The organism is Microbacterium altimontanum, assembly GCF_058349865.2.
In genome coordinates this window covers 201,385-225,126 of record NZ_JBYRJB020000004.1, presented here as the reverse complement: position 1 = coordinate 225,126, position 23,742 = coordinate 201,385, and the positions used below count along the sequence as shown (strand labels likewise).

Sequence of the window (23,742 nt, the reverse complement as noted above, 5' to 3'; positions counted from 1 at the left end):
CGCGCGCCTACGCTGTGGATATGACCGACGACGCCCTGCGCGACATCCCCTTCACCACCGCCGACGGATCGATCGCGACCCTCGCCGACTACGGCGGGAAGGTGCTGCTGATCGTCAATGTGGCCTCGAAATGCGGCCTGACGCCGCAGTACGAGCAGCTCGAGCAGCTGCAGCGCACGTACGGCGACCGCGGCTTCACGGTGCTCGGATTCCCGTGCAACCAGTTCATGGGCCAGGAACCCGGGACCATGGACGAGATCCTCGAGTTCTGCTCGACGAGCTACGGCGTCACGTTCCCCGTGCTCGACAAGGTGAAGGTCAACGGCACGGGCGCGGCGCCGCTGTTCAAGGCGCTGAAGAAGACGAAGGATGCCGAGGGCAAGCGCGGCCCGATCATGTGGAACTTCGAGAAGTTCGTGCTGACGCCCGACGGCGTGCTGCACCGCTTCCGCCCGCAGACGAAACCCGACGACCCCTCCGTCGTCGCCGTGATCGAAGAGGCGCTGCCCGCCTAGTTCCGGTGCTCGTCCCAGACCTGGCGGACGATCTGCGCGAACGCCTCGGGCGGCTGTGCGCCGCTGACGCCGTACTTCCCGTCGATCACGAAGAACGGCACGCCGTTGATGCCGTACGCCGCCGCCTGCGCCTGGTCGGCGCGGACGTCGTCGAGGTGGCGACCGGACTCGAGGGCGTCACGTGCGGCGCCCTCGTCCAGGCCGACCTCGCCGGCGAGTGCGACCAGGTCGTCGACGCGACCGACGTGCCGGCCCTCGGTGAAGTAGCCGGCCATCAGGCGCTCGGCCATCTCGTGCTGGCGGCCCTGCTCCTTCGCGAAGTGCAGCAGCTCGTGGGCCTTCACGGTGTTGGTGTGCTGGAGGATGTCGAAGCGGTAGTCCAGTCCGGCATCGGCGGCGACCCCGGTGACCCGCTCGAGCATCTGCTGCACCTGCTCGCGCGGCATCCCCTTGTGCCCGGCGAGGAAGTCGATCTCGTCGCCGTCGAAGTCGACCGGCGTGTCGGGAGAGAGCTCGAAGGAGTGGAAGACGACCTCGACGTCGGGGGCGTCGTCGCCGGCGGATGCGGCGGCCAGCCCCTTCTCGAGATTGCGCTTGCCGATGTAGCACCAGGGGCAGGCGATGTCGGACCAGACGTCGATGGTGAGGGGTTCAGTCACGTGGGGTGAAACCTCCGGGTGGGCCGGTGTATTCCGGCGAATGCTCTTACAGGGCGGTGTCGGGGGCGTCCACGGCTCCGCCGAATCGGCGGTCGCGGTCGAGGTACAGGTCGATCGCGTGCCACAGGTCCTGGCGCGTGAAGTCGGGCCACAGCGTGTCGAGGAACACGAACTCGGCATAGGCGGACTCCCACAGCAGGAAGTTCGACGTGCGCTGCTCGCCCGAGGAGCGCACGAACAGGTCGACATCGGGCATGTCGGGGACGTACAGGCGCCGGCGCACCAGCTTCTCGGTGACGGCCGACGGCTTCAGCCGTCTCGCCGCCACGTCCTCGGCGATCGAGCGCATGGCGTCGACGAGTTCGACGCGCCCGCCGTAGTTCACGCACATCGTGAGGGTGAGCACATCGTTGCCGGCCGTGAGCTGCTCGGCGTACTGCAGCTCCTTGATCACCGAGCCCCAGAGGCGCGGCCTGCGCCCGGCCCATCGGATGCGGACGCCCCACTCGTTCAGCTGATCGCGCCGGCGATGCAGCACTTCCCGGTTGAAGCCCATCAGGAACCGCACCTCGTCGGGCGAGCGCGTCCAGTTCTCCGTCGAGAACGCGTACACCGACAGGTGCGTGACGCCGGCCTGGATCGCGCCCGCCACGACGTCGAGGAGCGCCGCCTCGCCGGCGCGGTGACCCTCGATGCGGGTGAGCCCCCGGCGGTTCGCCCACCGGCCGTTGCCGTCCATCACGATCGCGACGTGCTTCGGCACCGCGCCCTTCGGATACTGCCGCGGGTGCACACCGGTCCAGTCGATCGGCCGGTACTCCACGGCGTCCTTGTGCGTATAGGGCTTGGGGCTCACGGGCGCGCTTCCTCCGGCACCGCCGGCTCGTTCAGCACGTGCTGCAGGGCGCGGATGCCGCGCTCGAGGTGCCACTGCGCGTAGGCGGCGACGAGGCCGGATGCGGCGGCGGTGGTGGATGCGGAAGCCGTGTCGACGACATCCCACTCCCCCGCGATCAGCGCCTGCAGGAGGTTCGACGTCGTCATGTCGACGTGCACGGAGCCGGCGGGCGCGCAGCCGCGGCAGACGATCCCGCCCAGCTGCGCCACGAACGAGTCGTGCGGCCCGGGCAGCCCGCAGCGCGCGCAGTCGCCCAGTCCGGGCGCCCACCCCGACATCGCCATGGCGCGCAGCAGATAGGAGTCGAGGATGCTGCGCGCGGCGTGGTCGCCGCGCGCGAGCGCGCGCAGTCCGCCGACGAGCAGCAGGTACTGCTGCGGCGTCGCCTCGGCCTCGTTGAGCCGGTCGGCGGTCTCGACCATCGCGCTGGCCGCCGTGTAGCGGTCGTAGTGCGCGGCGATGTCGGCGCCATAGGCGCCCAGGGAGTCGGCCTGCTGCACGATGTCGAGGCTGCGCCCCTCGTACAGCTGCACATCGGCCACCATGAACGGCTCGAGGCGCGCGCCGAACCGGGAGGACGTGCGCCGCACCCCCTTCGCCACGGCGCGGATCTTGCCGTGCCGGCGACTGAGGAGGGTGACGATGCGGTCCGCCTCCCCCAGCTTGTGGGTTCGCAGGACCACGACTTCGTCGCGGTAGGTGGGCACCACTCGATTATCCCGGCAAGCGGAGACAATGGATGCGTGGCCGACACGATCATCGTCATTCCGCTGTGGGCGGACCTCCTCGCCGTGGGTCTGGGCGGCATCCAGGGCGCCGTGTTCGCCGCCGGGTTCCGCGGTCAGCGACGTCTCGACTTCCTCGGCGTCGCGATCATCGGGATCATGATCGGGATGGGCGGCGGCCTCATCCGTGACCTGCTGCTGAACACGACGCCGGTGACCCTGCAGAACAACTGGTACCTCGTGACGGCCACGGCGGCCTCCCTCGTGGGGATGCTCCTCGCCGGGACCTTCACGCGGCTGAACGGTGTGATCGTCGGGCTCGACGCGCTCGTGATCGCCCTGTTCGGCGCCTTCGGGACGAGCAAGGCGCTGGCTTTGGGGCTCCCGCTCGTGCCGGCCGTCTTCGTCGGAGTGTGCTCCGCGGTCGGCGGTGGCGTGCTGCGCGACGTCCTCGTGGGACTTCCCGTCGCGATCATGCACGTCGGTTCGCTGTACGCCGTCGCGGCCGGTGGCGGATGCGTCGTGCTCGCGCTGCTGCACGCCTTCGGGGTCTCGCTCGTGGTCGCCGCCGTCATCGGGATCGTCGTGACGACCATCATCCGGCTGCTCGCCGTGATCTTCGACGTCTCGCTGCCGGAGCAGCGCATGCTGCACCGCCGCAAGGTGGCCGTCGAGACCAGCGCGATCCCGATCGTCAAGCCGACGGACTGACGGACCTCAGACCGTCGCGAGCTCCGGGGTCGCCTGGCGGGAGCGGATCGACCGGTTCACACCCGAGACGATGGCCTTCAGGCTCGCCGTCGAGATGTCGGAGTCGATGCCGACGCCCCACAGCCGCTGCCCGTCGACCTGCAGCTCGACGTAGGCTGCCGCCTGGGCGTCGCCGCCCGAGCTGAGCGCGTGCTCGACGTAGTCGTACACGGTGACGTCGATCCCCTCGGCGCGCAGCACCTCGAGGAACGCCGCCACCGGCCCGTTGCCGGAGGTCTGCGTCTTCACCTCGGTGTCGCCGTCGCGCAGCGTCACATCCAGGGTGACGTCGCCGGTCATGTCGCTCGAGGTGCGGGTGCTCCGCAGCTCGAAGCGCCCCCAGCGCGCCTCGGCGTCGTCCGCCGGCAGATACTCGTCGGTGAACACCGACCAGATCTGCTCGCTCGTGATCTCGCCGCCCTCGGCGTCCGTCTTCGACTGCACGACGCCGGAGAACTCGATCTGGAGCTTGCGCGGCAGGTCGATCGCGTGGTCGGTCTTCAGCAGGTACGCGACGCCGCCCTTGCCCGACTGCGAGTTGACGCGGATGACGGCCTCGTACGAGCGGCCGAGGTCCTTCGGGTCGACCGGCAGGTACGGCACACCCCACTCGATGTCGTCGACCGTGACGCCCTGCGCGGCGGCGCGGGCGTCCATCGCCTCGAAGCCCTTCTTGATGGCGTCCTGGTGCGAGCCGCTGAACGCGGTGAACACGAGGTCGCCGCCCCACGGCGTGCGCTCGGGCACGGGCAGCTGGTTGCAGTACTCGACGGTGCGCTTGATCTGGTCGATGTCGCTGAAGTCGATCTGCGGGTCGATGCCCTGGGTGAACAGGTTGACGCCCAGCGTCACGAGGTCGACGTTGCCCGTCCGCTCCCCGTTGCCGAACAGGCAGCCTTCGATGCGGTCGGCTCCGGCCATGTACCCGAGCTCGGCGGCGGCCACCGCCGTGCCGCGGTCGTTGTGCGGATGCAGCGACAGGATGACATTCTCGCGGTGGTCCAGGTGCCGGCTCATCCACTCGATCGAGTCCGCGTACACGTTGGGCGTCGCCATCTCGACGGTGGCCGGCAGGTTGATGACGACCTTGCGCTCCGGCGTCGGCTCGAACACCTCGAGCACCTGGTTGCAGATGTCGACGGCGAACTCCAGCTCGGTGCCCGTGTAGCTCTCGGGCGAGTACTCGTAGTACACCGTGGTCTCGGGAATCCGCTTCTCGAACTCACGGCACAGCCGCGCGCCGTCGAGCGCGATGTCGATGATGCCCTGCCGGTCGGTGCGGAACACGACCTCCCGCTGCAGGATGCTCGTCGAGTTGTAGAGGTGCACGATGGCCTGCTTCGCGCCGGCGATCGCCTCGTAGGTGCGCTCGATGAGGTGCGCACGCGACTGCGTGAGCACCTGGATCGTGACGTCGTCGGGGATCGCCCCCTCGTCGATCAGCTGGCGCACGAAGTCGAAGTCGGTCTGGCTCGCCGAGGGGAAGCCGACCTCGATCTCCTTGTAGCCCATCTGCACGAGCAGATCGAACATGATCCGCTTGCGCTCGGGGCTCATCGGGTCGATGAGCGCCTGGTTCCCGTCTCGCAGGTCGACGGCGCACCAGCGCGGGGCCGTCGTGATGTGCGCGTCGGGCCAGGTGCGGTCGGGGAGGTCGACGCTGATCTGCTCGTGGTACGGCCGATACTTGTGGATCGGCATCGACGACGGCTGCTGGTTGTTCTTCATGATGCGGGCTTCTTCTCTTCGTCAAAGGGGCGGGCCGACGACAAGCTCCGCGACGAGGAAGGCCCTAGAACGAGGACTCGTCGCGGCAGCTAAGGAGAAGCACGAAGCCTGCGCGCATGCAGACAGCGTACACCCGCCCCGGCGGCGACGACGACATGTGTCAGAATCCGAGCCGGCCGAGCTGCTTGGGATCGCGCTGCCATTCCTTCGCGACGCGCACGTGCAGCGACAGGAAGACGCGAGAGCCGATGAGCGGTTCGATGCCCGCACGGGAGCGGGCTCCGACATCCTTCAGTCGCGCGCCCTTGCGCCCGATGATGATCGCCTTCTGGCTGTCGCGCTCGACCACGATGTCGGCGTAGACATCGGTGAGGTCGCTGTCCTCCCGGGGCGCGATGTCCTGGATCGTCACCGCGATCGAGTGCGGCAGCTCGTCGCGCACACCCTCGAGGGCCGCCTCGCGGATGATCTCGGCCACGCGGTCCTCGATGCTCTCGTCGGTGACGATGTCGTCGGGGTACAGGGCCGGACCCTCCGGCATCAGGCGCAGCAGCTCGTCGCTCAGGACGTCGAGCTGGTCGCGGGTGAGGGCCGACAGCGGGATGACGGCGGCCCAGTCCTCACGCAGCTGGTCGACCTCGACGAGCCGTTCCGTGATCTGGTCGCGGGTCGCGGCATCCGTCTTCGTGACGATGGCGACCTTCTTCGCCCGGGGATAGCCGTCGAGTGACGCGGCGATGCGCCGGTCGCCGGGGCCGACCTTCTCCGTCGCGGGCGCGCAGAACGCGATGACGTCGACATCCCCGAGCACCTGCTCGACGAGGTCGTTCAGCCGCTGCCCGAGGAGCGTGCGCGGACGGTGGATTCCCGGCGTGTCGACGATGATGAGCTGACCGCCGGGACGGTTCAGGATGCCGCGGATCGCGCGCCGCGTCGTCTGCGGCTTCTCGCTCGTGATCGCGACCTTCTCGCCGACGAGCGCGTTGGTCAGGGTGGATTTGCCGACGTTCGGGCGCCCCACGAACGTCACGAAACCGCAGCGGTTCTCGGTCATCTCTCCCGTCCTTCCGACGCCGCCGGCGGCGTCTCATCGTGCGGCGCTCGTTCGACGAACACGGTGGCGATCCCCCGGCCGCGTCCCCGCGACACGCCGCCGGTGAGCCGCAGCCCGTCGACCTCGGCGGCGGCGCCGGGCTGCGGGACGCGTCCGAGCGCCTTGCCGAGCAGTCCGCCGATCGAGTCCACCTCTTCATCCTCGAGCTCGAGGCCGAACAGCTCCCCCACCTCGTCGACGGACAGGCGGGCGCTCACCCGGTAGCGCCCGGGCTCGAGCTCGACGACCTCGTTCGATCGAGGATCGTACTCGTCGGAGATGTCGCCGACGAGCTCCTCGATGAGGTCCTCCAGCGTCACGAGCCCCGAGACCCCGCCGTATTCGTCGACGACGAGGCACACGTGCACGGCGTCGCGCTTCATCTGCTGCAGCAGCGTCTCCGCGCGCATCGACTCGGGGACGAACACCGGCGGCCGCGCGATGCGGCTGACGGGGGCGTCGCCCCATCCCGTCTCGTCGCGGAAGCTGATGAGCACCAGGTCCTTGAGGTAGAGCACCCCCACCACGTCGTCGGCCTCGTCGTCGACGACCGGGATGCGTGAGACGCCGCGCTCGAGGAACACGCTCATCGCCTCGCGCGCGGTGTCGTTCGCGTCGACGGTCACGAGGTCGGTGCGCGGCACCATGACGGCGCGCACGAACGTGTCGGTGAAGTCGAACACCGAGTGGATGAGGTCGCGATCGTCCTCTTCGATGAGGTCCTGCTCGGCGGCCTCGTCGAGCATGCTGAGCAGCTGCTCCTCGCTCGCGAAGGACGCGCCGCGAGCGCCGCCGGGCGTGACCCGGTCGCCGAGGGCGATGAGGCCCTGCACGATGGGCCCGAGGATGATCCGCAGTCCGTGCACGATGCCGGCGGATCCGCGCAGCAGGCCCTGCGCGTGCCGGCGCCCCACGGAGCGCGGGCTCGCGCCGACGAGGACGAAGGAGATCGCCGTCATCAGGAGGGCCGCCGCGAGCATCGCCCACCAGATGTTCGCGAACAGGATCGTGAAGGCGACGGTGACGAGCACCGCCGCCGTCGTCTCGGCGAGGACGCGGATGAACACCACCGCGTGCAGATGCGCGTCGGGGTCCTCGGCGATGCGGCGGAGCGTGTCGGCGCTGCGGCCGCCCTCGTCGGCGAGCTCGGTGAGATCCTGTCGTCCGGTGACGCTCATCGCGGCGTCGAGGGCCGCCATGAGCCCGCCGAAGGCGACGAGCAGCACCGCCGCGACGAGCAGCAGGGTCGCTGTCATGCGTTGCGGCGCCGGCGCTCGGCGGTCTGGAAGCCGAGCAGCAGCTCGCGCTGCAGGCCGAACATCTCCCGCTCCTCGTCGGGCTCGGCGTGGTCGAAGCCGAGGAGGTGCAGCAGCCCGTGGGTGGTCAGCAGCAGCAGCTCCTCGAGCGTGGAGTGCCGGGCGGCCTCGGCCTGCGTCTCGGCGACCTGCGGGCAGAGCACGATGTCGCCGAGCAGACCCGGCGGGGTGGGCTCGTCCGCCGTGCCGGGGCGCAGCTCGTCCATCGGGAAGCTCAGCACGTCGGTCGGGCCGGGTTCGTCCATCCACTGCACGTGCAGCGCCTCCATGGCGCCTTCGTCGACGAGCAGGATCGCCACGTCGGCGTCGGGACTCACGTGCAGCTCGGCGAAGTGGTGCTCCATGAGACGCAGGAGCACCGTCTCGTCGACGGCGACCCCGGACTCGTTCGTGATCTCGATCGTCATGGCCGTCCTCGCTTCGGCAGGTGGTCGCGTGTCGCTCGCGCGTGCTGGGCGCTGCGGCGCTCCGCGCGGTTGGCGAACTCGCTCGCCTCGTCGCGCTCCCGGCGGGCGGCGAGGCGGTGCTCGTCGTACTCGGTGTACGCGTCGACGATGCGGCCGACCAGCGTGTGCCGCACGACGTCGTCGCTCGTCAGGTAGGAGAAGTGGATGTCGTCGATGTCGGCCAGCACGCGGGTGACCAGCCGCAGGCCGGACGCCCCGGCCGGCAGGTCGATCTGCGTGATGTCGCCGGTGACGACCATCCGGGTGCCGAACCCGAGCCGGGTGAGGAACATCTTCATCTGCTCGGGCGTCGTGTTCTGCGCCTCGTCGAGCACGACGAACGAGTTATCGATCGTCCTTCCGCGCATATACGCGAGCGGGGCGACCTCGATCGTGCCGGTCGCCATGAGCTTCGGGACGAGCTCGGGATCCATCATCTCGTTCAGCGCGTCGTAGAGGGGCCGCAGGTACGGGTCGATCTTGTCGGTGAGCGTGCCGGGGAGGAAGCCGAGCCGCTCCCCCGCCTCGATCGCGGGGCGGCTGAGGATGATCCGGCTGACCTCTTTGCGCTGCAGCGCCTGCACGGCCTTCGCCATCGCGAGGTACGTCTTGCCGGTGCCCGCCGGTCCGATGCCGAACACGATCGTGTTCTCGTCGATCGCGTCGACGTAGGCCTTCTGCCCGGCGGTCTTGGGGCGGATGACCTTCCCGCGGGAGCTGAGGATCGCCTCGCCCATGACCTCGGACGGCCGCAGTCCCGAGTCGGCCTGCAGCATCCGGTTGGACGTCACGACGTCGATCGGGTCGAGCCCCTGGCCGGTGCGCGTCATCTCCAGCAGCTCGTCGACGAGGGCGCGCGCCGCCGCGACCTGAGCGGCTTCGCCGGAGAGTGTGATCTCGTTGCCGCGCACGTGCACGTCGACGTCGGGATGCTCGCGTTCCACGACGCGCAGCAGGCGGTCCTGTGGCCCCAGCAGCTGCACCATCGCGATGCCGTCGGCGTAGATGTGCTCGACGGCGGGGGCGTCATCCGGCATTCATGCTCTTCTCGTCGAGGCCGCCGCTGAGCACGTGCGCGTGCACGTGGAACACGGTCTGGCCGGCCCCCTCACCCGTGTTGAAGATGAGGCGGAAGTCGCCGTCGGAGTGCTCGTCGGCGAGGGTCTGCGCGAAGTCGACCATCTCGGCCAGGAGGGCTGGGTCGCCGTTCGCCAGTTCGGTGACGTCGCGGTACTGCGCGGTCTTGGGGATCACGAGCAGATGCACGGGCGCCTTCGGCGCGATGTCGCGGATGGCGAAGAGCGTGTCCGTCTCCGCGACGATCTCCGACGGGATCTCGCCTTCGAGGATGCGGGTGAAGATCGACGGTTCGCTCATGCGGTCAAGTCTAGGAGAGGGCGGCGACGCGGTCACCAGCGGCCGAGGGCGGCGTTCACGACCGCCACCGCGGCCGGCCCGGCCGTCGACGTGCGCAGCACGGTGTCGCCGAGCACGACGGTCGAGGCGCCGGCGTCGCCCAGCAGCGCGAGCTCGTCGTCGGCGATGCCGCCTTCGGGACCGACGACGAGCACGATGTCGCGGTCGTCGGAGGCGATGATCCCGGCCTGGGTGAGCCGGCGGGCACCGGTCGGCTCGAGGACGAAGACGCGGGATGTCGCGGCCCGCCGCGCGATGTCGGCCGTCGTGGCGACAGCGCCGACCTCGGGCACCCAGGCACGGTGCGCCTGCTTGGCCGCCTCCCGCGCGATCGTCTGCCAGCGCGCTCGGCCCTTCTCGGCCTTCTCGCCCACCCACCGCGAGACGCTGCGGGCCGACTGCCACGGCACGATCTCGTCCACGCCGAGCTCCGTCGTCGCCTGCACGGCGAGCTCGTCGCGGTCGCCCTTCGCGAGCGCCTGCACGAGCACGATCCGCGGGCGCGGCTCCGGCACCTCGCGGCGGTCCGTCACGATCACGAGCACGCGACCGCGCTCGACGAGCGCGCATTCGCCCTCGAGCCACACGCCGCGGCCGTCGCCGAGCGTCACCCGCTCCCCCGCCCGCACCCGCCGGACCGCTGCCGCGTGGTGCGCCTCGGCTCCGGAGAGCTCGATCGACGAGCCGACCGCGGCGGCCGACGCATCCGTCGTCAGGAAGTGGAGGGGCACCGTCAGCTGTTCCGGAACCTGTCGCGCAGCTTCGCGAACAGTCCCTGCTGGAAGTGGGCGAGCTTCGGCGCGGGGGCCTTGGTCTTCTTCTTGAAGTCCTCGATGAGGGCGCGCTCCTTGGCGTCCAGACGCGTCGGGGTGACGACGTGCACGCCCACCCGCAGGTCGCCGCGCTGGGAGCCGCGCAGCGGCGTGATCCCCCGTCCCTTGATCGTCAGGACGTCGCCGCCCTGCACGCCCGGCCGCACCTCGAGGTCGACGGGGCCGTCGAGCGACTCGATCGTGGTCGTCGTGCCGAGGACCGCGTCGGGCATCGACACCTCGAGGGTGGCGAGGAGGTCGTCGCCGTCGCGGCTGAACACGTCGTGCGGCTCGACGACGACTTCGAGGTACAGATCGCCGTTCGGCCCGCCGGCGGGGCCGACCTCGCCCGACCCGGGCAGCTGCAGCCGCAGACCCGACTCGACGCCCGCCGGGATGTCGATGCCGACGGTGCGGCGCGAGCGCACCCGCCCCTGACCCTGGCAGGTGGCGCAGGGGTACGGGATCGTCGTGCCGTAGCCCTGGCACACCGTGCACGGAGCGCTCGTCACGACGTTGCCGAGGAGGCTGCGCACGGTGCGCTGCACGTGCCCGGTGCCGTTGCAGATCTCGCACGTGACCGGCGAGGTGCCGGGCTGACAGCACGAGCCGTCGCAGGTCTCGCACACCACGGCGGTGTCGACCTCGATCTCGCGGTGCACGCCGAACACGACATCGCCGAGTTCGAGGTTCACGCGGACGAGGGCGTCCTGTCCGCGCTCACGACGCGATCGGGGCCGCGCGCCCCGGCCGCCCCCGGCCGCCCCGAAGAACGTCTCGAAGATGTCGCCGAAGCCGCCGAAGCCGCCCGCCTGGCCGAACGGCGAGTCGCCGCCCATGTCGTACCGGCGCCGCTGCTCGGGGTCGCTCAGCACGTCGTACGCGTGGGTGACGAGCTTGAAGCGCTCCTCGGCATCGGCCCCCGGGTTCACGTCGGGGTGAAGCTCCCGCGCGAGCCGGCGGTACGCCTTCTTGATCTCCTCCGCCGACGCCTCGCGCGAGACGCCGAGAACCTCGTAATGGTCCTGATCAGCCACAATCGCCTTCCTGCCCGCGTGCGCGACGCGGGATCGTGTGAATCCTCGGCCCGGTCAGCGCGACATCTCGTCGTCGTCGAGCAGGCGGTTCAGATAGTGCGCGACGGCTCGCACCGCCGCGAGGTTGGTGGGGTAGTCCATGCGGGTGGGGCCGAGCACCCCGACGCGCGCGGGCGACCCCGTCGCGTCGTAGTCGCCGGTGACGACGGATGCCTCGCTCAGCCCGAACGCCGCGTTCTCGCGCCCGATCGAGGCGGCCAGCCCCTCCTGGTCGGCGACCATCTCGCTCATCAGGCGGAGCAGCGTCACCTGCTCCTCGATCGCCTCGAGGAGCGGGTAGATGCTGCCGCGGAAATCGGCCTCGCTGCGCGCGAGGTTCGCCGTCCCGCCGAGCAGCAGGCGATCCTGCCGGAACTCCTCGAGCTCCTCGGCGACGACGCCCAGCACCACCCGGAGCGCGGCGTCCAGGCGCGTGGTCTCGGGCGCCTGGGCGCTCAGCGCCTCCGCGACGGCATGGGCGCCGTCGCGGACGCTCTGCCGGGTGACGAGGCCTTCGACGCGGGCGCGGAGCCGGTCCACCTCGGCGTCGTCGAGGTCGATTGGCATCCCGACGATGCGCTGTGAGACGCGGCCGGTGTCGGTGACGAGGATCACGAGGATCCGGCCGCCGAGATCGACGATCTCGACGTGCGAGACGTTCGCGCGGGCGAACGAGGGGTACTGCACGATGGCGACCTGGCCGGTGAGCCGGGTGAGGGCCCGCACCGTGCGCGCCAGGACGTCGTCGAGGTCGCTCGACCCGTCGAGGAACGTCGTGACGGCGGAGCGCTGCGCGGGCGAGAGCGGACGGATGCGGGCGAGGTGGTCGACGAAGACGCGATACCCCTTGTCGGTGGGCACCCGACCCGACGAGGTGTGCGGCGCGACGATGAGCTCCTCGTCCTCGAGGAGCGCCATGTCGTTGCGGATCGTCGCAGCCGACACGCCGAACGCGTGCCGGTCGACGATCGACTTGCTGCCGACGGGCTCACGCGTCTCGACGTAGTCCTGCACGATGGCCTGGAGGACCTGCAGTCCGCGTTCGCTGACCATTCCGTGCTCCCTCCGTCGTCCGTGCGGCGGTGCTGTCTGGCACTCGCCCCTTCCGAGTGCCAATTCTACCGGGCGCGACTGACGCCGGCGCAAAGGGCGGTCTCATCCGGTGAGCGCGCGCACCACCGCGTCGGCCAGCAGCCGGCCCTTCCGCGTCAGCACGACGGTGCCGGCCACCGCGGCGGCACCGTCGACGAGGCCGTCGGCGATGAGGCCCGCGACGGCATCCCGCCTCTCGAGCTCGGCGACCGCCATCCCCTCGCGGATGCGGGTGCGCAGCAGGACCGCCTCGAGCTCCCGGGCTCGGACGTCGGGCCGCTCGCGGCCCGCGGCCGGCGACTCGCCCGCCGCGAGGCGCTGCGCGTAGGCGGCCGGATGCTTCACGTTCCACCACCGCAGCCCCGCGACGTGGCTGTGCGCGCCGGGGCCGAAGCCCCACCAGTCGCCGCCGCGCCAGTACGCGAGGTTGTGCCGGGAACGGTGCGCGTCGCCGCGCGCCCAGTTCGACACCTCGTACCACTCGTACCCCGCTTCGGCGAGCAGCCCGTCGGCGAGCTCGTACATGTCGGCCTGCAGGTCGTCGTCGGGGGCCGGCACCTCGCCCCGGCGGATCTGCCGGGCGAGTTTCGTGCCCTGCTCGACGATCAGGGCGTACGCCGACACGTGGTCGGGCTCGAGCGCCAGGGCGGCGTCGAGCGAGGCCCGCCAGTCGGAGAGAGACTCCCCCGGCGCCCCGTAGATGAGATCGAGGCTGACGTCGAGACCCGCCGTGCGCGCCGCGTGCACCGCGGTGGGCACCGCCGCCGGCTCGTGGGTGCGGTCGAGGGCTGCGAGCACATGCGGCACGGCGGACTGCATGCCGATGGACAGCCGCGTCACCCCCGCGGCGGCGAGCGCGGCGGCCGACGCATCCGTCACCGTGTCGGGGTTCGCCTCGACGGTGATCTCCGCCTCCGGCGCGATCCCGAACGCGTCGCGGACGCCGGCCAGCATCCGGGCGAGGTCTCCGGCCGGCAGCAGCGTCGGGGTCCCCCCGCCGAAGAACACCGTGGCGGCCGGTCGCAGCGCGCCGGCGTCGGTCAGCACCCGCCGCGCGAGCGCCACCTCGTGCAGCAGCGTGTCGGCGTACTGGTCCTGCCGCGCCCCGCGCAGCTCGGCGGCGGTGTAGGTGTTGAAGTCGCAGTACCCGCAGCGCACGCGGCAGAACGGCACATGCAGGTACGCGCTGAACGTCGCGTGCGGGTCGTGACGGAGGTCGGCGGGCAGCGCGCCGTGGGGCGGCGCGGGATCGCCGAGCGGAAGGGCGGACCCCATCAGGCCGGGGTGGTGTACAGCGGCGAGATCGCGCGCAGGTACCGCTGGAACAGGGCCTTGCGCCGCCGCGAGACGAGCACCGGGATCATCCGGTACACGAACGAGCTCGGCGCGTCGAACGCGCGCACGGTGAACCACACCTCGTCGTTGTCGTACCAGTCGACCATGAACGACTCCTCACCGCTCACGACCGAGTCGCCGACGGTGCCGAGGGCGAAGCCGACGCGGCGGGGCTCCTCGACGGCGAAGATCACGCGCAGCTCGGCGTCGGCCTTCATGCCCGCGATGCGTCCGCGCACCCGGATGGTCGACCCGGAGCTGACCCACGGCGTGCCGTCGGCGTCGAAGCGCTGCTCCGATTCGAGGCGGCTGGGCGCCACCGGGTGACCCTCGTGATCGAAGCTCACTCCGGAGTACATCGGCCCGGCGGCAGGACGCACGTCCGAGACCGCGAGGCCCCCGTCGCGCAGCGCGCGCCACGACAGCAGGGCCTCCGAGGCGGAGTCGAAACGCCCCTGGCCGCTGCCGATGCGCCAAGACTCCTGCGCCGGCACGCTGCGCTCGGGCGGGTACTGCATGAGGTCCGGCGCCTGGGTGGCGCCGACGGCGGCATAGTCGACCGTCTCGTCACGGAAGGTCCCTCGGCGCATGCGCTTCAGCCTACCCAGATCAGGCTGACCGCTGGATGAGAACCGGGCCGCTCGAGGCCGGCTACTTCTTCTCCTTGCCGCCCTCGACATCGCCCGAGAGCGCGGCGATGAACGCCTCCTGGGGGACCTCCACGCGGCCGACCATCTTCATGCGCTTCTTGCCCTCCTTCTGCTTCTCGAGGAGCTTGCGCTTGCGGGTGATGTCGCCGCCGTAGCACTTGGCCAGCACGTCCTTGCGGATCGCGCGGATGTTCTCGCGGGCGATGATCCGAGCGCCGATCGCGGCCTGGATCGGCACCTCGAACTGCTGCCGCGGGATGAGCTTGCGCAGCCGCTCCGTCATCATCGTGCCGTACGCATACGCCTTGTCCCGGTGCACGATCGAGCTGAACGCGTCGACCCGCTCGCCCTGGAGCAGGATGTCGACCTTCACGAGGTCGGCCTCCTGCGATCCGCTCGGCTCGTAGTCGAGCGAGGCGTAGCCCTGCGTGCGGCTCTTCAGCTGGTCGAAGAAGTCGAACACGATCTCGCCGAGCGGGATGTGGTACCGGAGCTCGACGCGATCCTCGCTGAGGTAGTCCATGCCGAGGAGGCTCCCGCGGCGCGACTGGCACAGCTCCATGACGGTGCCGACGAAGTCCTTCGGCGTCAGGATCGCCGCCTTGACCATGGGCTCGGCGACGGTCGCGACGCGGCCGTCGGGGTACTCGCTCGGGTTCGTCACGATGACGTTCTCGCCCACGTCGGTCGTGACGTCGTAGACGACGCTCGGAGCGGTCGTGATGAGGTCGAGGTCGAACTCGCGCGCGAGCCGCTCGGTGACGATCTCGAGGTGCAGGAGGCCGAGGAACCCGCAGCGGAAGCCGAAGCCGAGCGCCACCGACGTCTCGGGCTCGTATGCCAGCGACGCATCCGACAGCTTGAGTTTGTCGAGCGCCTCGCGCAGCTCGGCGTAGTCGCTCGAGTCGATCGGATACAGCCCCGAGAACACCATCGGCTTCGGGTCGGTATAGCCGGCGAGCGGCTCAGCGGCGGGCTTGCGCTGATCGGTGACGGTGTCGCCGACCTTCGACTGGCGCACGTCCTTCACGCCGGTGATGAGGTAGCCGACCTCGCCGACGCCGAGCCCCTTCGTGGGCGTCGGCTCGGGGCTCGAGACGCCGATCTCGAGCAGGTCGTGCGTCGCCCGCGTCGACATCATCTGCACCCTCTGGCGCGGCTCGAGCTTGCCGTCGACCATGCGGACGTAGGTCACGACGCCGCGGTAGGAGTCGTACACCGAGTCGAAGATCATGGCGCGGGCCGGCGCATCCGGATCACCGGACGGCGGCGGGATCTCGGCGACGATGCGGTCCAGCAGCTCCTCGACGCCCTGCCCGGTCTTGCCCGACACGCGCAGCACGTCGTCGGGGCTGCCGCCGATGAGGTTCGCGAGCTCGGCGGCGAACTTCTCGGGGTCGGCCGCCGGGAGGTCGATCTTGTTGAGCACCGGGATGATGTGCAGATCGTTCTCGAGCGCGAGGTAGAGGTTCGCGAGGGTCTGCGCCTCGATGCCCTGTGCGGCGTCGACGAGCAGGATCGCGCCCTCGCAGGCAGCGAGCGAGCGCGACACCTCGTATGTGAAGTCGACGTGCCCGGGGGTGTCGATCATGTTCAGCGCATATGTCTCGGAATCCGTCGCCCACGGCATCCGGACCGCCTGGCTCTTGATCGTGATGCCGCGCTCGCGCTCGATGTCCATGCGGTCGAGGTACTGGGCGCGCATGTCGCGGTCGGCGACGACGCCCGTGATCTGCAGCATCCGGTCGGCGAGCGTCGACTTCCCGTGGTCGATGTGGGCGATGATGCAGAAGTTTCGGATCAGCTCGGGAGCCGTCGCTGACGGCTCGAGGGGCTGCAGGGCGCGTGGTGACATGTCCCGTCGATTCTACGGTGACCCGCGGATCCGCCGGATCCCGCGGGGCAGGCCGTAGCCTGGCTGCATGACGGCGCAGGTGGTCTTCGTGCACGGCATCCGCACGTCCGCCACGATGTGGCGGGCGCAGGTGGCGCATCTCGACGAGCAGGGCGTCCCCTCGGTGGCGGTGGACCTTCCCGGCCACGGGACGCGCATGGCGGAGGAGTTCACGCTCGAGGCGGCGTTCGCGACGATCGAGGAGGCGGTGACGGATGCCGCGGCCCGCGGCCCGGTGCTGCTCGTCGGGCATTCGATGGGCGGGCTGCTGTGCACCGAGTTCGTGGGGAGGGAGGACCCGCCGCCGGTCGCCGCGTTCATCGCCGCGTCCTGCACCGCGGTCCCGCGCGGCGCGGGGCTTGCCGCCTACCGCTTTCTCGCGCGGCGCATGGACCGGCTTCCGGACCACGGGCAGTGGCTGGCCGACCGGGTGCTCCAGCTCACGCTGCCGCACGAGACACGCGAGGACTTCGGCGCCGGCGGCTACGCGTTCGTCGCACAGGACATCGCGCTGAAGAGCCTGTCGGTGCTCGACCTCGTCGCGGCCCTGCGGCGCATCCGCATCCCGATGTGGTTCGTGAACGGCCAGTACGACCAGCTGCGGGTGAACGAGCGACTCTTCACGAGCCTGGTGCCGGATGCCGAGCTCATCGTCGTGCCGCGGTCGACGCACCTCGTGACAGCGATGCGGCCCCGGGTGTTCAACGCGGTGCTGGATCTGGCACTCGCGACGATGAGCGTTCGCGCGCCATCCCCGACATGACGCCGCCGACCGCGGAGACCACAAAGCTCGCGAGCAGCAGCAGCCAGAACCCGCCCACGAGCGCCACGAGCGCGGCACCGACGAGCGGGCCGACGAGCTGGCCGAGCGCCGCCGACGTGTTCACGAGCCCGAGGTCGCGCGCGTGGTCCTGCGCGTGCGGCAGCAGATCGGTCGCGTAGGCGAGACCCACGGTGGAGAAGGCTCCGTAGCCCGCCCCGAGGACCGCGGCGGCGATCATCGTCGTGGTGAGCGACGGCGCGACCATGATGACGAGGGCGGCGACGGCCTGCACGAGCGCGGACACGACGGTGAGCCGCCGCCGCGCCCCGGTCCGGTCGGACCACCACCCGGCGAGCACCGATGCCGCCACGACGAAGATCGTGTAGACGACGATCACGAGGAGGAGATTGTCCTCCGCCGTCGCCTGCGGCTGCCCCAGACCGTACATGAGGAAGAACAGGAACAGCGTGGTGGGGAGGGCGTTGCCGACGTTGACGACGAAGCGGCCCCACACGACCCAGGCGAAGTCGCGGTCGCGCAGCGACGCCCACGGCAGTCCCCGCGGCTGTCGGCGCTGCGCCGCGGGCACCTCACCCGGCGCCGGATCGGGCAGGAGCACCGCCGTGCCGGTGCCGACGACGGCGATGAAGACGGCGAGGACGAGGTAGCCGGCGAGCACGCTCAGACCGAGGAGGACCACCGCTCCCACACCGAGCACGATGCCGACGGCCTGCGAGGAGCTTGCGGATGCGGCCGCGCCTCCGCGCTGCGATTCGGGCAGCTGGTCGGCGATCAACGCGGTGAACGCCGCTGAGGCGACGGCGATGCCGACCGACACCCCGGTCCACGCGAGGCCGATGAGCCAGGGGCCTTCGGCGAGGCCCGTGAGGGCGAGGCAGACCGCGGTGAGCCAGCTGGCCCCGACGGCCCACGGTCGGCGCCTCCCCCACCGGGTGCGGGTGCGGTCGGAGAGCGCGCCCGACAGCGGGCCGGCGACGATGCCGGCGAGTCCGCCGACGCCGAGCACGATGCCGGAGTACACGACCCCGTAGACCCAGGTTCCGGCCGCGCCCGGCGTGTTCAGCTGCCCGGGCAGCAGCAGCTGGACGGGAGTGAGCTGCACCGTCCAGATCGCGAGCCAGGCGAGCGTGAACAGGACGAACCAGCGGCTGCCCACCCGCGCCGGAGCGACGGCGTTCATGCGCGGACCTCGGCACGGACGGCGTGCGCCGCCGACACGAGGACGCCGTACCAGTCGTACGACGCCTTCGGGGTGCGCCGGCCCGTGGCGTGGTCGACGTGGACGAGGCCGAACCGCTGGGTGAAGCCGTCGGCCCATTCGAAGTTGTCGAGCAGCGACCACACGGTGTACTCGTCGACCCGCACTCCCGCCTCGATGGCGTCGGCGACGGCGGCGATGTGCCCCGCGAGGTACGCGATGCGGTCATCGTCGATCACGCGGGTCGCCGCATCCGGTTCCGGGAAGGAGGCGCCGTTCTCGCCGATCACGATCGGCGGCAGCGCGTCGCCGTACCGGTCGCGGAAGTCGACGAGCAGATCGCGGAGGGCGGGCGGGTCGATCGGCCATTCCGGGCCGAAGCCGGTTGTGGGAACGCCGGGCGTCGGCACGATCTCGAACGGGAGGGGGCCGGGCTCGACGGCCGCCCGCACGGTGGTGGGGTTGTAGAAGTTGACGCCGTAGACGTCGAGCGGCGCGGCGATGAGGGCGAGATCGCCGTCTTCGACGGGCAGGGGCGGCAGGCCGAACTCCGCCAGGTCCGGGTACCGGCCGGTCAGGATCGGATCGGCGAACAGCCTGTTGTGCAGCAGGTCGTACGTCGCGGCGGCGATCTGGTCCGCTGCGGACTGCGTCAGCGGCCGCACGAGGGTGTGGTTGTTGGGGATGCCGACCGTCGCCGCACCGTGCTCGCGCAGCACGACCGCGGCTCGGCCGTGGGCGAGAAGCTGATGGTGCACGGTGGGCAGCGCGTCGAACAGCAGCGGCTTTGCGGGAGCGAGGGTGCCGATCCCGTAGCCCTGCAGCGTCATCGACACCGGCTCGTTGAGCGTGTACCAGTCGTGCACACGGTCGCCGAGGCGGGATGCGACGATCTCGGCGTAGTCCGCGAAGCGGTCGGCCATGTCGCGCCGCAGCCAGCCGCCTTCGTCCTCGAGTGCCTGGGGGTGGTCCCAGTGGTACAGCGTCGGGAACGGCGTGACGCCGGCATCGAGGAGTCCGTCGACCAGGCGGTCGTAGTAGTCGAGGCCGGCGGCGCTGGCCGGACCGGTTCCTTCGGGCTGGATGCGCACCCACGACAGTGAGAAGCGGTAGCGGTCGGCGCCGAGCCTCTGCAGCAGCGCGATGTCGTCGGGGAAGCGGTGGTAGCTGTCGGGGCCGGGCTCGGCCGTCGCGCCGTCGACGACCCAGCCCGGCACCTCCACCTGGGTGTCCCAGATGCTGCGGCCTCGGCCGTCGGCGGCGCGTGCTCCCTCGATCTGGAACGCGGATGTGGCGGCGGACCATCGGAAGCCCTCGGGGAATCGAGAGGCGAGCGCGTGCGGATCGGGCGTCATGGTGCTCCTCGGACGTCGTCGTGCGAGAGTGTCGGGTGACTCGATCATGGTGCACGGGGACGATTCGGCGCCAGTCGGCCGGCCGCCGAGGCGCGAACGACGGCGATCCGCCGGGTCGGAGACCGGCGCGGTTCCTGGTAGACTCACTGATTGGCTTGCGTGTGGGTTTTTCCCGCACACGCTGCACCGCACCCCTCTCGTGCGAGCGGCACTCAACCGACACATCGAACGAAAGAACGTCCACACGTGGCAAACATCAAGTCGCAGATCAAGCGCAACAAGACCAACGAGAAGGCGCGCGAGCGCAACAAGGCCGTCAAGAGCGAGCTGAAGACCGAGGTGCGTCGCACCCGCGAGGCCATCGCGACGGGCGACAAGGCCGCCGCCGAGAAGGCGCTGGTCCGCGCGAGCAAGAAGCTCGACAAGGCCGTCAGCAAGGGCGTCATCCACGAGAACCAGGCTGCGAACCGCAAGTCGTCGATCGCCAAGCAGGTCGCCGCGCTCTGACGCACACTCCTCGCGAAGCCCGTCCCGCATCGCGGGGCGGGCTTCGTCGCGTATGGCGCACGACGCCCGGTGGGCGCGGCGGCGGTTCAGCCCCCGAACGGGGCGCGGGTCGCGATCACGGTGATCATCCGCTCGAGCGCGAACACGGAGTCCCGCGAACCGCCCTTCACGTCGGCGTCGGCCCGTGCCGTCGCCTGGATGGCGCGGCCGAGGCTCTCCTCGTTCCACCCCGCGAGGTCACGGCGCGCGCGGTCGACCTGCCAGTCCTTCATGCCGACCTGCGCGGCGATCGCCGCGGAGGATCCCCGCTGACCGGCGACCCGCGCCATCGTGCGCAGCTTCATCGCGACCGCGGCGACCATCGGCACGGGATCGGCACCTGACGCGAGCGCGTGGCGCAGCGCGATGAGCGCTTCGCCGTACCGGCCCGCGATCGCGGTGTCGGCCACCGTGAAGGCCGAGGTCTCGACCCTGCCGCCGTAGTAGCGCTCCACGGTCTCGGCCGTGACGTCGCCCGGCACATCGGAGATCAGCTGCTGGCACGCGGCGGCCAGCTCGGTGAGGTCGTCGGAGAAGGCGGAGACGAGCGCACGCAGCGCGGCGGGGGCGATCTTCTTGCGTGCCACCTGGAACTCCCCGGCGGCGAAGTCGTACCGGTCGCCGTCGCGCTTGATGGCGGGGCAGGGCACCTCGACTCCCCCGCCCGTTCCGGCGCGCACCGCGTCGAGCAGCTTCTTCCCCCGCACGCTCGCACCCGTGTGCCGCAGGATGACGGTGGCGCCGTCCTGCGGGTGCTCGGTGTACGCGAGCGCCTCCGCGAGGAAGGCGTCGCTCGCCTTCTCGACGCCGCTGACCCGCACGAGCCGCGGCTCGCCGAACAGCGACGGCGAGGTCACGGCCATGAGCGTGCCCGCCTCGTAGTCGTCGGCGCGGATGTCGGAGACCTCGAGCGTCGGGTCTTCCGCGCGCAGATAGTCCCGCACCGCGGCGATCGCGCGCTCCGCGCAGACGTCCTCGGGCCCCGAGACGAGCACGAGGGGCGCCGGCTGCGGCGTGCGCCAGTCGAGCTGCGGGATCTTCGCCTTCGCCGCTCCCGATGAGCGTGGGGGCGTGCGTCGTGCCGGCATGGTTCCAGCCTATCCAGCCCCGCCGACGCCGGCGGAGCCCGTTCCCGCCAGACGCGCACTCCGGCGTCGTCGACGGCCGCCACGGTGATCACGCCGTCACGGTCGGTGCGTGCGACCGTGTATCCGTCGGCCGCCAGGAACGCGAGCGTCTGGGGTCGCGGGTGGCCGTAGTCGTTGTCGGCTCCCACCGAGATGAGCGCGACAGAGCCGCCGAGGATGCGATACAGATCGGGCGACTGGTCGGCGCTGCCGTGATGCGCCACCTTGACCACCGCGTACGGCGGATGCAGGGCGCCGGACGCCAGGAGGGCGCGCTGGGCGAGGGCGTCGAGATCACCGAGGAACACCGAGGCGGGCACACCGCCACCGCGCACCTCGAGGGTCACGCTCGCCTCGTTGCCCGAGGGGAACGCACGATCGTCCGGCCGCGGCCACAGCACTCGCCATGTCGCTCCGCCGAGCGCACCGCTCATCCCCGAGTGGGCCTCGGTGAGGGCCGCCCCGTTCCGGCGCAGCGGCTCGAGCTTGCGCTGGTCGGCGGCGTCGCCCGGCGGGCCGTGCAGCGCCGCGGTCGTCATGGCGGCGACGGCGTCGAGCCCGCCGATGTGGTCATGGTCGTAGTGGGTGAGCACGAGAAGGTCGATACGCGCGATCCCGAAGCGGCCCAGGCACGCGCTCAGGGGCGCCGGGTCGGGCCCGGTGTCGATGAGGGCCACCGTCCCCTCGGATCTGATCAGGATGGCGTCACCCTGCCCGATGTCGCACGCCGCGACCGACCAGCCCTGTGGGAGGGTGAGCGGGCCCGCCACTGTGCGCAGCGCGGCGGCGCCCGTGCACGCCCCGACGACGACCGCGACGAGCGTCGCGCTGCCCGCGCGCAGCGCCCGCGACCAGCGCCCCGATCCGCGCGGCAGGAGCAGGACGGCGACCGCGACCCCGACGACGGTGAGCGCCACAGCCCCGGGCGGTCCCTCGGGCCACGGGACGGCCGAGGCGGGCAGTCGTGCCGCCGTCGCCGCCGTTCCCGCGATCCAGGCGGCGGGAGCCCAGGTGACGGCGGCCAGCCCGGAGGCGAGCACGGGAACCGGCGTCGCGAGGCACGCCGCGAGCCCGAGGACCGTCGCGATCGGAGCGGCCGGGGCCGCCAGCAGGTTCGCCGCGACGCCGTACAGCGGAACGGTCGGGCTGATGAGCACGAGCAGCGGCCCGCAGGCGAGCTGGGCGGCAACCGGCACCGCGAGGCCCAGGGCAATCGCTCGCGGCAGGAATCGCGACATGCCGCGGGCGAGAGGTGCAGCGAGAACCAGGAGGGCTCCCGTCGCGGCCACCGACAGGGCGAAGCCGAGCGAGCCGCACAGCCACGGGTCGGTGACGAGCGCGGCGACGATGGCGGCGCACAGCAGCGACACCCCCGCGCCGGGTCGGCCGAGGAGGACGCCGAGCATCGCGATCGCCGCCATCGCCGCTGCGCGCACCACGCTCGGCTCGGGCGTGACGAGCAGCACGAATCCGGCGAGAGCGGCCAGGCCCGCCGCCACCCGCACCGCGCGACGTGCACCGCACAGCGCGGCGGCCCCGAACGCCAGTCCCACGACGATCGCGCAGTTGGCGCCGGACACCGCCGTGAGGTGCGACAGCGAGCTCGCCTTCATCTCCTGGTCGAGCTCGACCGAGACCCCGCCGGTGTCGCCGACCGCGAGGCCGGGGATCAGACCTGCCGCCGGCTCAGGCAGCCCCTGCACGGCCCGCGAGAGGCCGTGGCGCAGGGCGGCGGCGACCGCGACGGCTCCCTGCGGTGGGGCCACCAGCGCCAGCCCCCGGGCCGCACGGACCACGAGCACGGCACGCCGCCCGGGATCGGTGCGCACGGCTGTCCCGGAGGCGGCGATGCGGCTGCCGACGTCGGGCCGCTCCTGCTTCACCCGCACCACGACCGGCACATCGACCGGATGCCGATCCCGGCCGATCTCAATCTGCTCGGCCTGCGCATCGAAGGCGATGTCGCCGGCAGCCGTGCGCTCGGCCTTGCCGACGACGGTCGCCGTGACCACGAGCGCCCGCCCGCCGTCGACAGCGAGATCGCTCGCCGCGGAACGAGCCGGCTGCGCGAGCGCCGCGTGGGATGCCGTGACGGCGGCCGCGGCGAAGGCCACCGCCGCGACGGCCACGGCGGTGCGCCTCGTGGCGCCTCCGCCGCCTCCGCGCGGATCGCGTCCACCTCGGAGCAGGAGCGCGACAGCCGTGAGGGTCGCCGCCCACAGGCCCGCAGCGAGCGGCGGTGCGGCACTCGGCAGGTACACCGCCACGCCGGCGGCGGCCCACGCGGCGGCGGCCACCGGCACGAGGCGCAGGTCGCGGACCCGCAC

General features: G+C 71.3%; 23 protein-coding genes. 4 read left to right on the top strand and 19 right to left on the bottom strand.

The window, feature by feature from the left end; genetic code table 11:
* Nucleotides 1–20: 20 nt before the first annotated feature.
* On the top strand, nt 21–515 hold the full coding sequence (locus AC3RX1_RS08365; RefSeq protein WP_491500770.1) for a glutathione peroxidase: 495 nt from the start codon (nt 21–23) through the stop codon (nt 513–515).
* Here AC3RX1_RS08365 and AC3RX1_RS08360 read toward each other — a convergent pair.
* The 3 genes from AC3RX1_RS08360 to recO are packed head-to-tail and all read right to left on the bottom strand — an operon-like array spanning nt 512 to nt 2,779.
* Nucleotides 512–1,174: a DsbA family oxidoreductase gene (locus AC3RX1_RS08360; RefSeq protein ID WP_491500769.1), complete on the bottom strand. Its 663-nt coding sequence runs from the start codon at nt 1,172–1,174 to the stop codon at nt 512–514. The two genes, AC3RX1_RS08365 and AC3RX1_RS08360, sit on opposite strands and share 4 nt — an antisense overlap.
* Before the next feature lie 46 nt (nt 1,175–1,220).
* Nucleotides 1,221–2,030 carry an isoprenyl transferase gene (locus tag AC3RX1_RS08355; protein ID WP_491500768.1) on the bottom strand — a complete coding sequence of 270 codons (810 nt, stop codon included), beginning with the start codon at nt 2,028–2,030 and terminating at the stop codon, nt 1,221–1,223.
* Nucleotides 2,027–2,779: a DNA repair protein RecO gene (recO, locus tag AC3RX1_RS08350; protein WP_491500767.1), complete on the bottom strand. Its 753-nt coding sequence runs from the start codon at nt 2,777–2,779 to the stop codon at nt 2,027–2,029. The genes AC3RX1_RS08355 and recO overlap by 4 nt, the downstream gene beginning before the upstream one ends.
* 36 nt (nt 2,780–2,815) lie before the next feature.
* On the opposite strand from recO, the gene AC3RX1_RS08345 reads away from it, so the two are divergent.
* Complete coding sequence (locus AC3RX1_RS08345) at nt 2,816–3,508, top strand: trimeric intracellular cation channel family protein (protein ID WP_491500766.1); 693 nt, start codon at nt 2,816–2,818, stop codon at nt 3,506–3,508.
* Between the two features lie 6 nt (nt 3,509–3,514).
* On the opposite strand, the gene leuA is transcribed toward AC3RX1_RS08345, so the two are convergent.
* The 12 genes from leuA to lepA form a co-directional block, all read right to left on the bottom strand.
* The gene (gene leuA / locus AC3RX1_RS08340; RefSeq protein WP_491500765.1) at nt 3,515–5,275 is read right to left on the bottom strand and encodes a 2-isopropylmalate synthase; all 1,761 of its coding nucleotides are present in this window, start codon (nt 5,273–5,275) and stop codon (nt 3,515–3,517) included.
* A gap of 160 nt (nt 5,276–5,435) precedes the next feature.
* Nucleotides 5,436–6,329, bottom strand: coding sequence for a GTPase Era (gene era, locus AC3RX1_RS08335; protein WP_491500764.1), 894 nt, complete (start codon nt 6,327–6,329; stop codon nt 5,436–5,438).
* Nucleotides 6,326–7,624, bottom strand: a complete 1,299-nt coding sequence (locus tag AC3RX1_RS08330; RefSeq protein ID WP_491500763.1) for a hemolysin family protein — start codon at nt 7,622–7,624, stop codon at nt 6,326–6,328. The genes era and AC3RX1_RS08330 overlap by 4 nt, the downstream gene beginning before the upstream one ends.
* Nucleotides 7,621–8,091: an rRNA maturation RNase YbeY gene (gene ybeY, locus AC3RX1_RS08325; RefSeq protein ID WP_491500762.1), complete on the bottom strand. Its 471-nt coding sequence runs from the start codon at nt 8,089–8,091 to the stop codon at nt 7,621–7,623. Before ybeY ends, AC3RX1_RS08330 begins: the two co-directional genes overlap by 4 nt.
* On the bottom strand, nt 8,088–9,167 hold the full coding sequence (locus AC3RX1_RS08320) for a PhoH family protein (protein ID WP_491500761.1): 1,080 nt from the start codon (nt 9,165–9,167) through the stop codon (nt 8,088–8,090). Before AC3RX1_RS08320 ends, ybeY begins: the two co-directional genes overlap by 4 nt.
* Nucleotides 9,157–9,507, bottom strand: coding sequence for an HIT domain-containing protein (locus AC3RX1_RS08315; RefSeq protein ID WP_491500760.1), 351 nt, complete (start codon nt 9,505–9,507; stop codon nt 9,157–9,159). The genes AC3RX1_RS08320 and AC3RX1_RS08315 overlap by 11 nt, the downstream gene beginning before the upstream one ends.
* Nucleotides 9,508–9,539: 32 nt before the next feature.
* Nucleotides 9,540–10,277 (bottom strand): 16S rRNA (uracil(1498)-N(3))-methyltransferase, encoded by a 738-nt coding sequence (locus tag AC3RX1_RS08310; RefSeq protein WP_491500759.1) that lies wholly within the window; start codon nt 10,275–10,277, stop codon nt 9,540–9,542.
* A 2-nt stretch (nt 10,278–10,279) separates the two neighbouring features.
* The gene (dnaJ, locus tag AC3RX1_RS08305; protein WP_491500758.1) at nt 10,280–11,395 is read right to left on the bottom strand and encodes a molecular chaperone DnaJ; all 1,116 of its coding nucleotides are present in this window, start codon (nt 11,393–11,395) and stop codon (nt 10,280–10,282) included.
* 54 nt (nt 11,396–11,449) lie between these two features.
* On the bottom strand, nt 11,450–12,487 hold the full coding sequence (gene hrcA, locus AC3RX1_RS08300) for a heat-inducible transcriptional repressor HrcA (RefSeq protein ID WP_491500757.1): 1,038 nt from the start codon (nt 12,485–12,487) through the stop codon (nt 11,450–11,452).
* A gap of 102 nt (nt 12,488–12,589) precedes the next feature.
* A complete protein-coding gene (hemW, locus tag AC3RX1_RS08295) occupies nt 12,590–13,801 on the bottom strand; it encodes a radical SAM family heme chaperone HemW (RefSeq protein ID WP_491500756.1) in 1,212 nt (403 codons plus the stop codon).
* Complete coding sequence (locus AC3RX1_RS08290) at nt 13,801–14,451, bottom strand: DUF1990 domain-containing protein (protein WP_491500755.1); 651 nt, start codon at nt 14,449–14,451, stop codon at nt 13,801–13,803. The genes hemW and AC3RX1_RS08290 overlap by 1 nt, the downstream gene beginning before the upstream one ends.
* 61 nt (nt 14,452–14,512) lie before the next feature.
* Nucleotides 14,513–16,366: a translation elongation factor 4 gene (lepA, locus tag AC3RX1_RS08285; RefSeq protein ID WP_491500754.1), complete on the bottom strand. Its 1,854-nt coding sequence runs from the start codon at nt 16,364–16,366 to the stop codon at nt 14,513–14,515.
* 67 nt (nt 16,367–16,433) lie between these two features.
* On the opposite strand from lepA, the gene AC3RX1_RS08280 reads away from it, so the two are divergent.
* Nucleotides 16,434–17,168: an alpha/beta fold hydrolase gene (locus AC3RX1_RS08280; protein ID WP_491500753.1), complete on the top strand. Its 735-nt coding sequence runs from the start codon at nt 16,434–16,436 to the stop codon at nt 17,166–17,168.
* Here AC3RX1_RS08280 and AC3RX1_RS08275 read toward each other — a convergent pair.
* Nucleotides 17,107–18,369 carry an MFS transporter gene (locus AC3RX1_RS08275; RefSeq protein WP_491500752.1) on the bottom strand — a complete coding sequence of 421 codons (1,263 nt, stop codon included), beginning with the start codon at nt 18,367–18,369 and terminating at the stop codon, nt 17,107–17,109. The two genes, AC3RX1_RS08280 and AC3RX1_RS08275, sit on opposite strands and share 62 nt — an antisense overlap.
* Complete coding sequence (locus tag AC3RX1_RS08270; RefSeq protein ID WP_491500751.1) at nt 18,366–19,742, bottom strand: GH1 family beta-glucosidase; 1,377 nt, start codon at nt 19,740–19,742, stop codon at nt 18,366–18,368. Before AC3RX1_RS08270 ends, AC3RX1_RS08275 begins: the two co-directional genes overlap by 4 nt.
* A 246-nt stretch (nt 19,743–19,988) precedes the next feature.
* On the opposite strand from AC3RX1_RS08270, the gene rpsT reads away from it, so the two are divergent.
* Nucleotides 19,989–20,249: a 30S ribosomal protein S20 gene (rpsT, locus tag AC3RX1_RS08265; RefSeq protein ID WP_491500750.1), complete on the top strand. Its 261-nt coding sequence runs from the start codon at nt 19,989–19,991 to the stop codon at nt 20,247–20,249.
* Nucleotides 20,250–20,335: 86 nt separating this feature from the next.
* On the opposite strand, the gene holA is transcribed toward rpsT, so the two are convergent.
* Together holA and AC3RX1_RS08255 are read right to left on the bottom strand one after the other, a co-directional pair.
* The gene (gene holA, locus AC3RX1_RS08260) at nt 20,336–21,232 is read right to left on the bottom strand and encodes a DNA polymerase III subunit delta (protein ID WP_491500749.1); all 897 of its coding nucleotides are present in this window, start codon (nt 21,230–21,232) and stop codon (nt 20,336–20,338) included.
* Complete coding sequence (locus AC3RX1_RS08255; RefSeq protein WP_491500748.1) at nt 21,142–23,742, bottom strand: ComEC/Rec2 family competence protein; 2,601 nt, start codon at nt 23,740–23,742, stop codon at nt 21,142–21,144. The genes holA and AC3RX1_RS08255 overlap by 91 nt, the downstream gene beginning before the upstream one ends.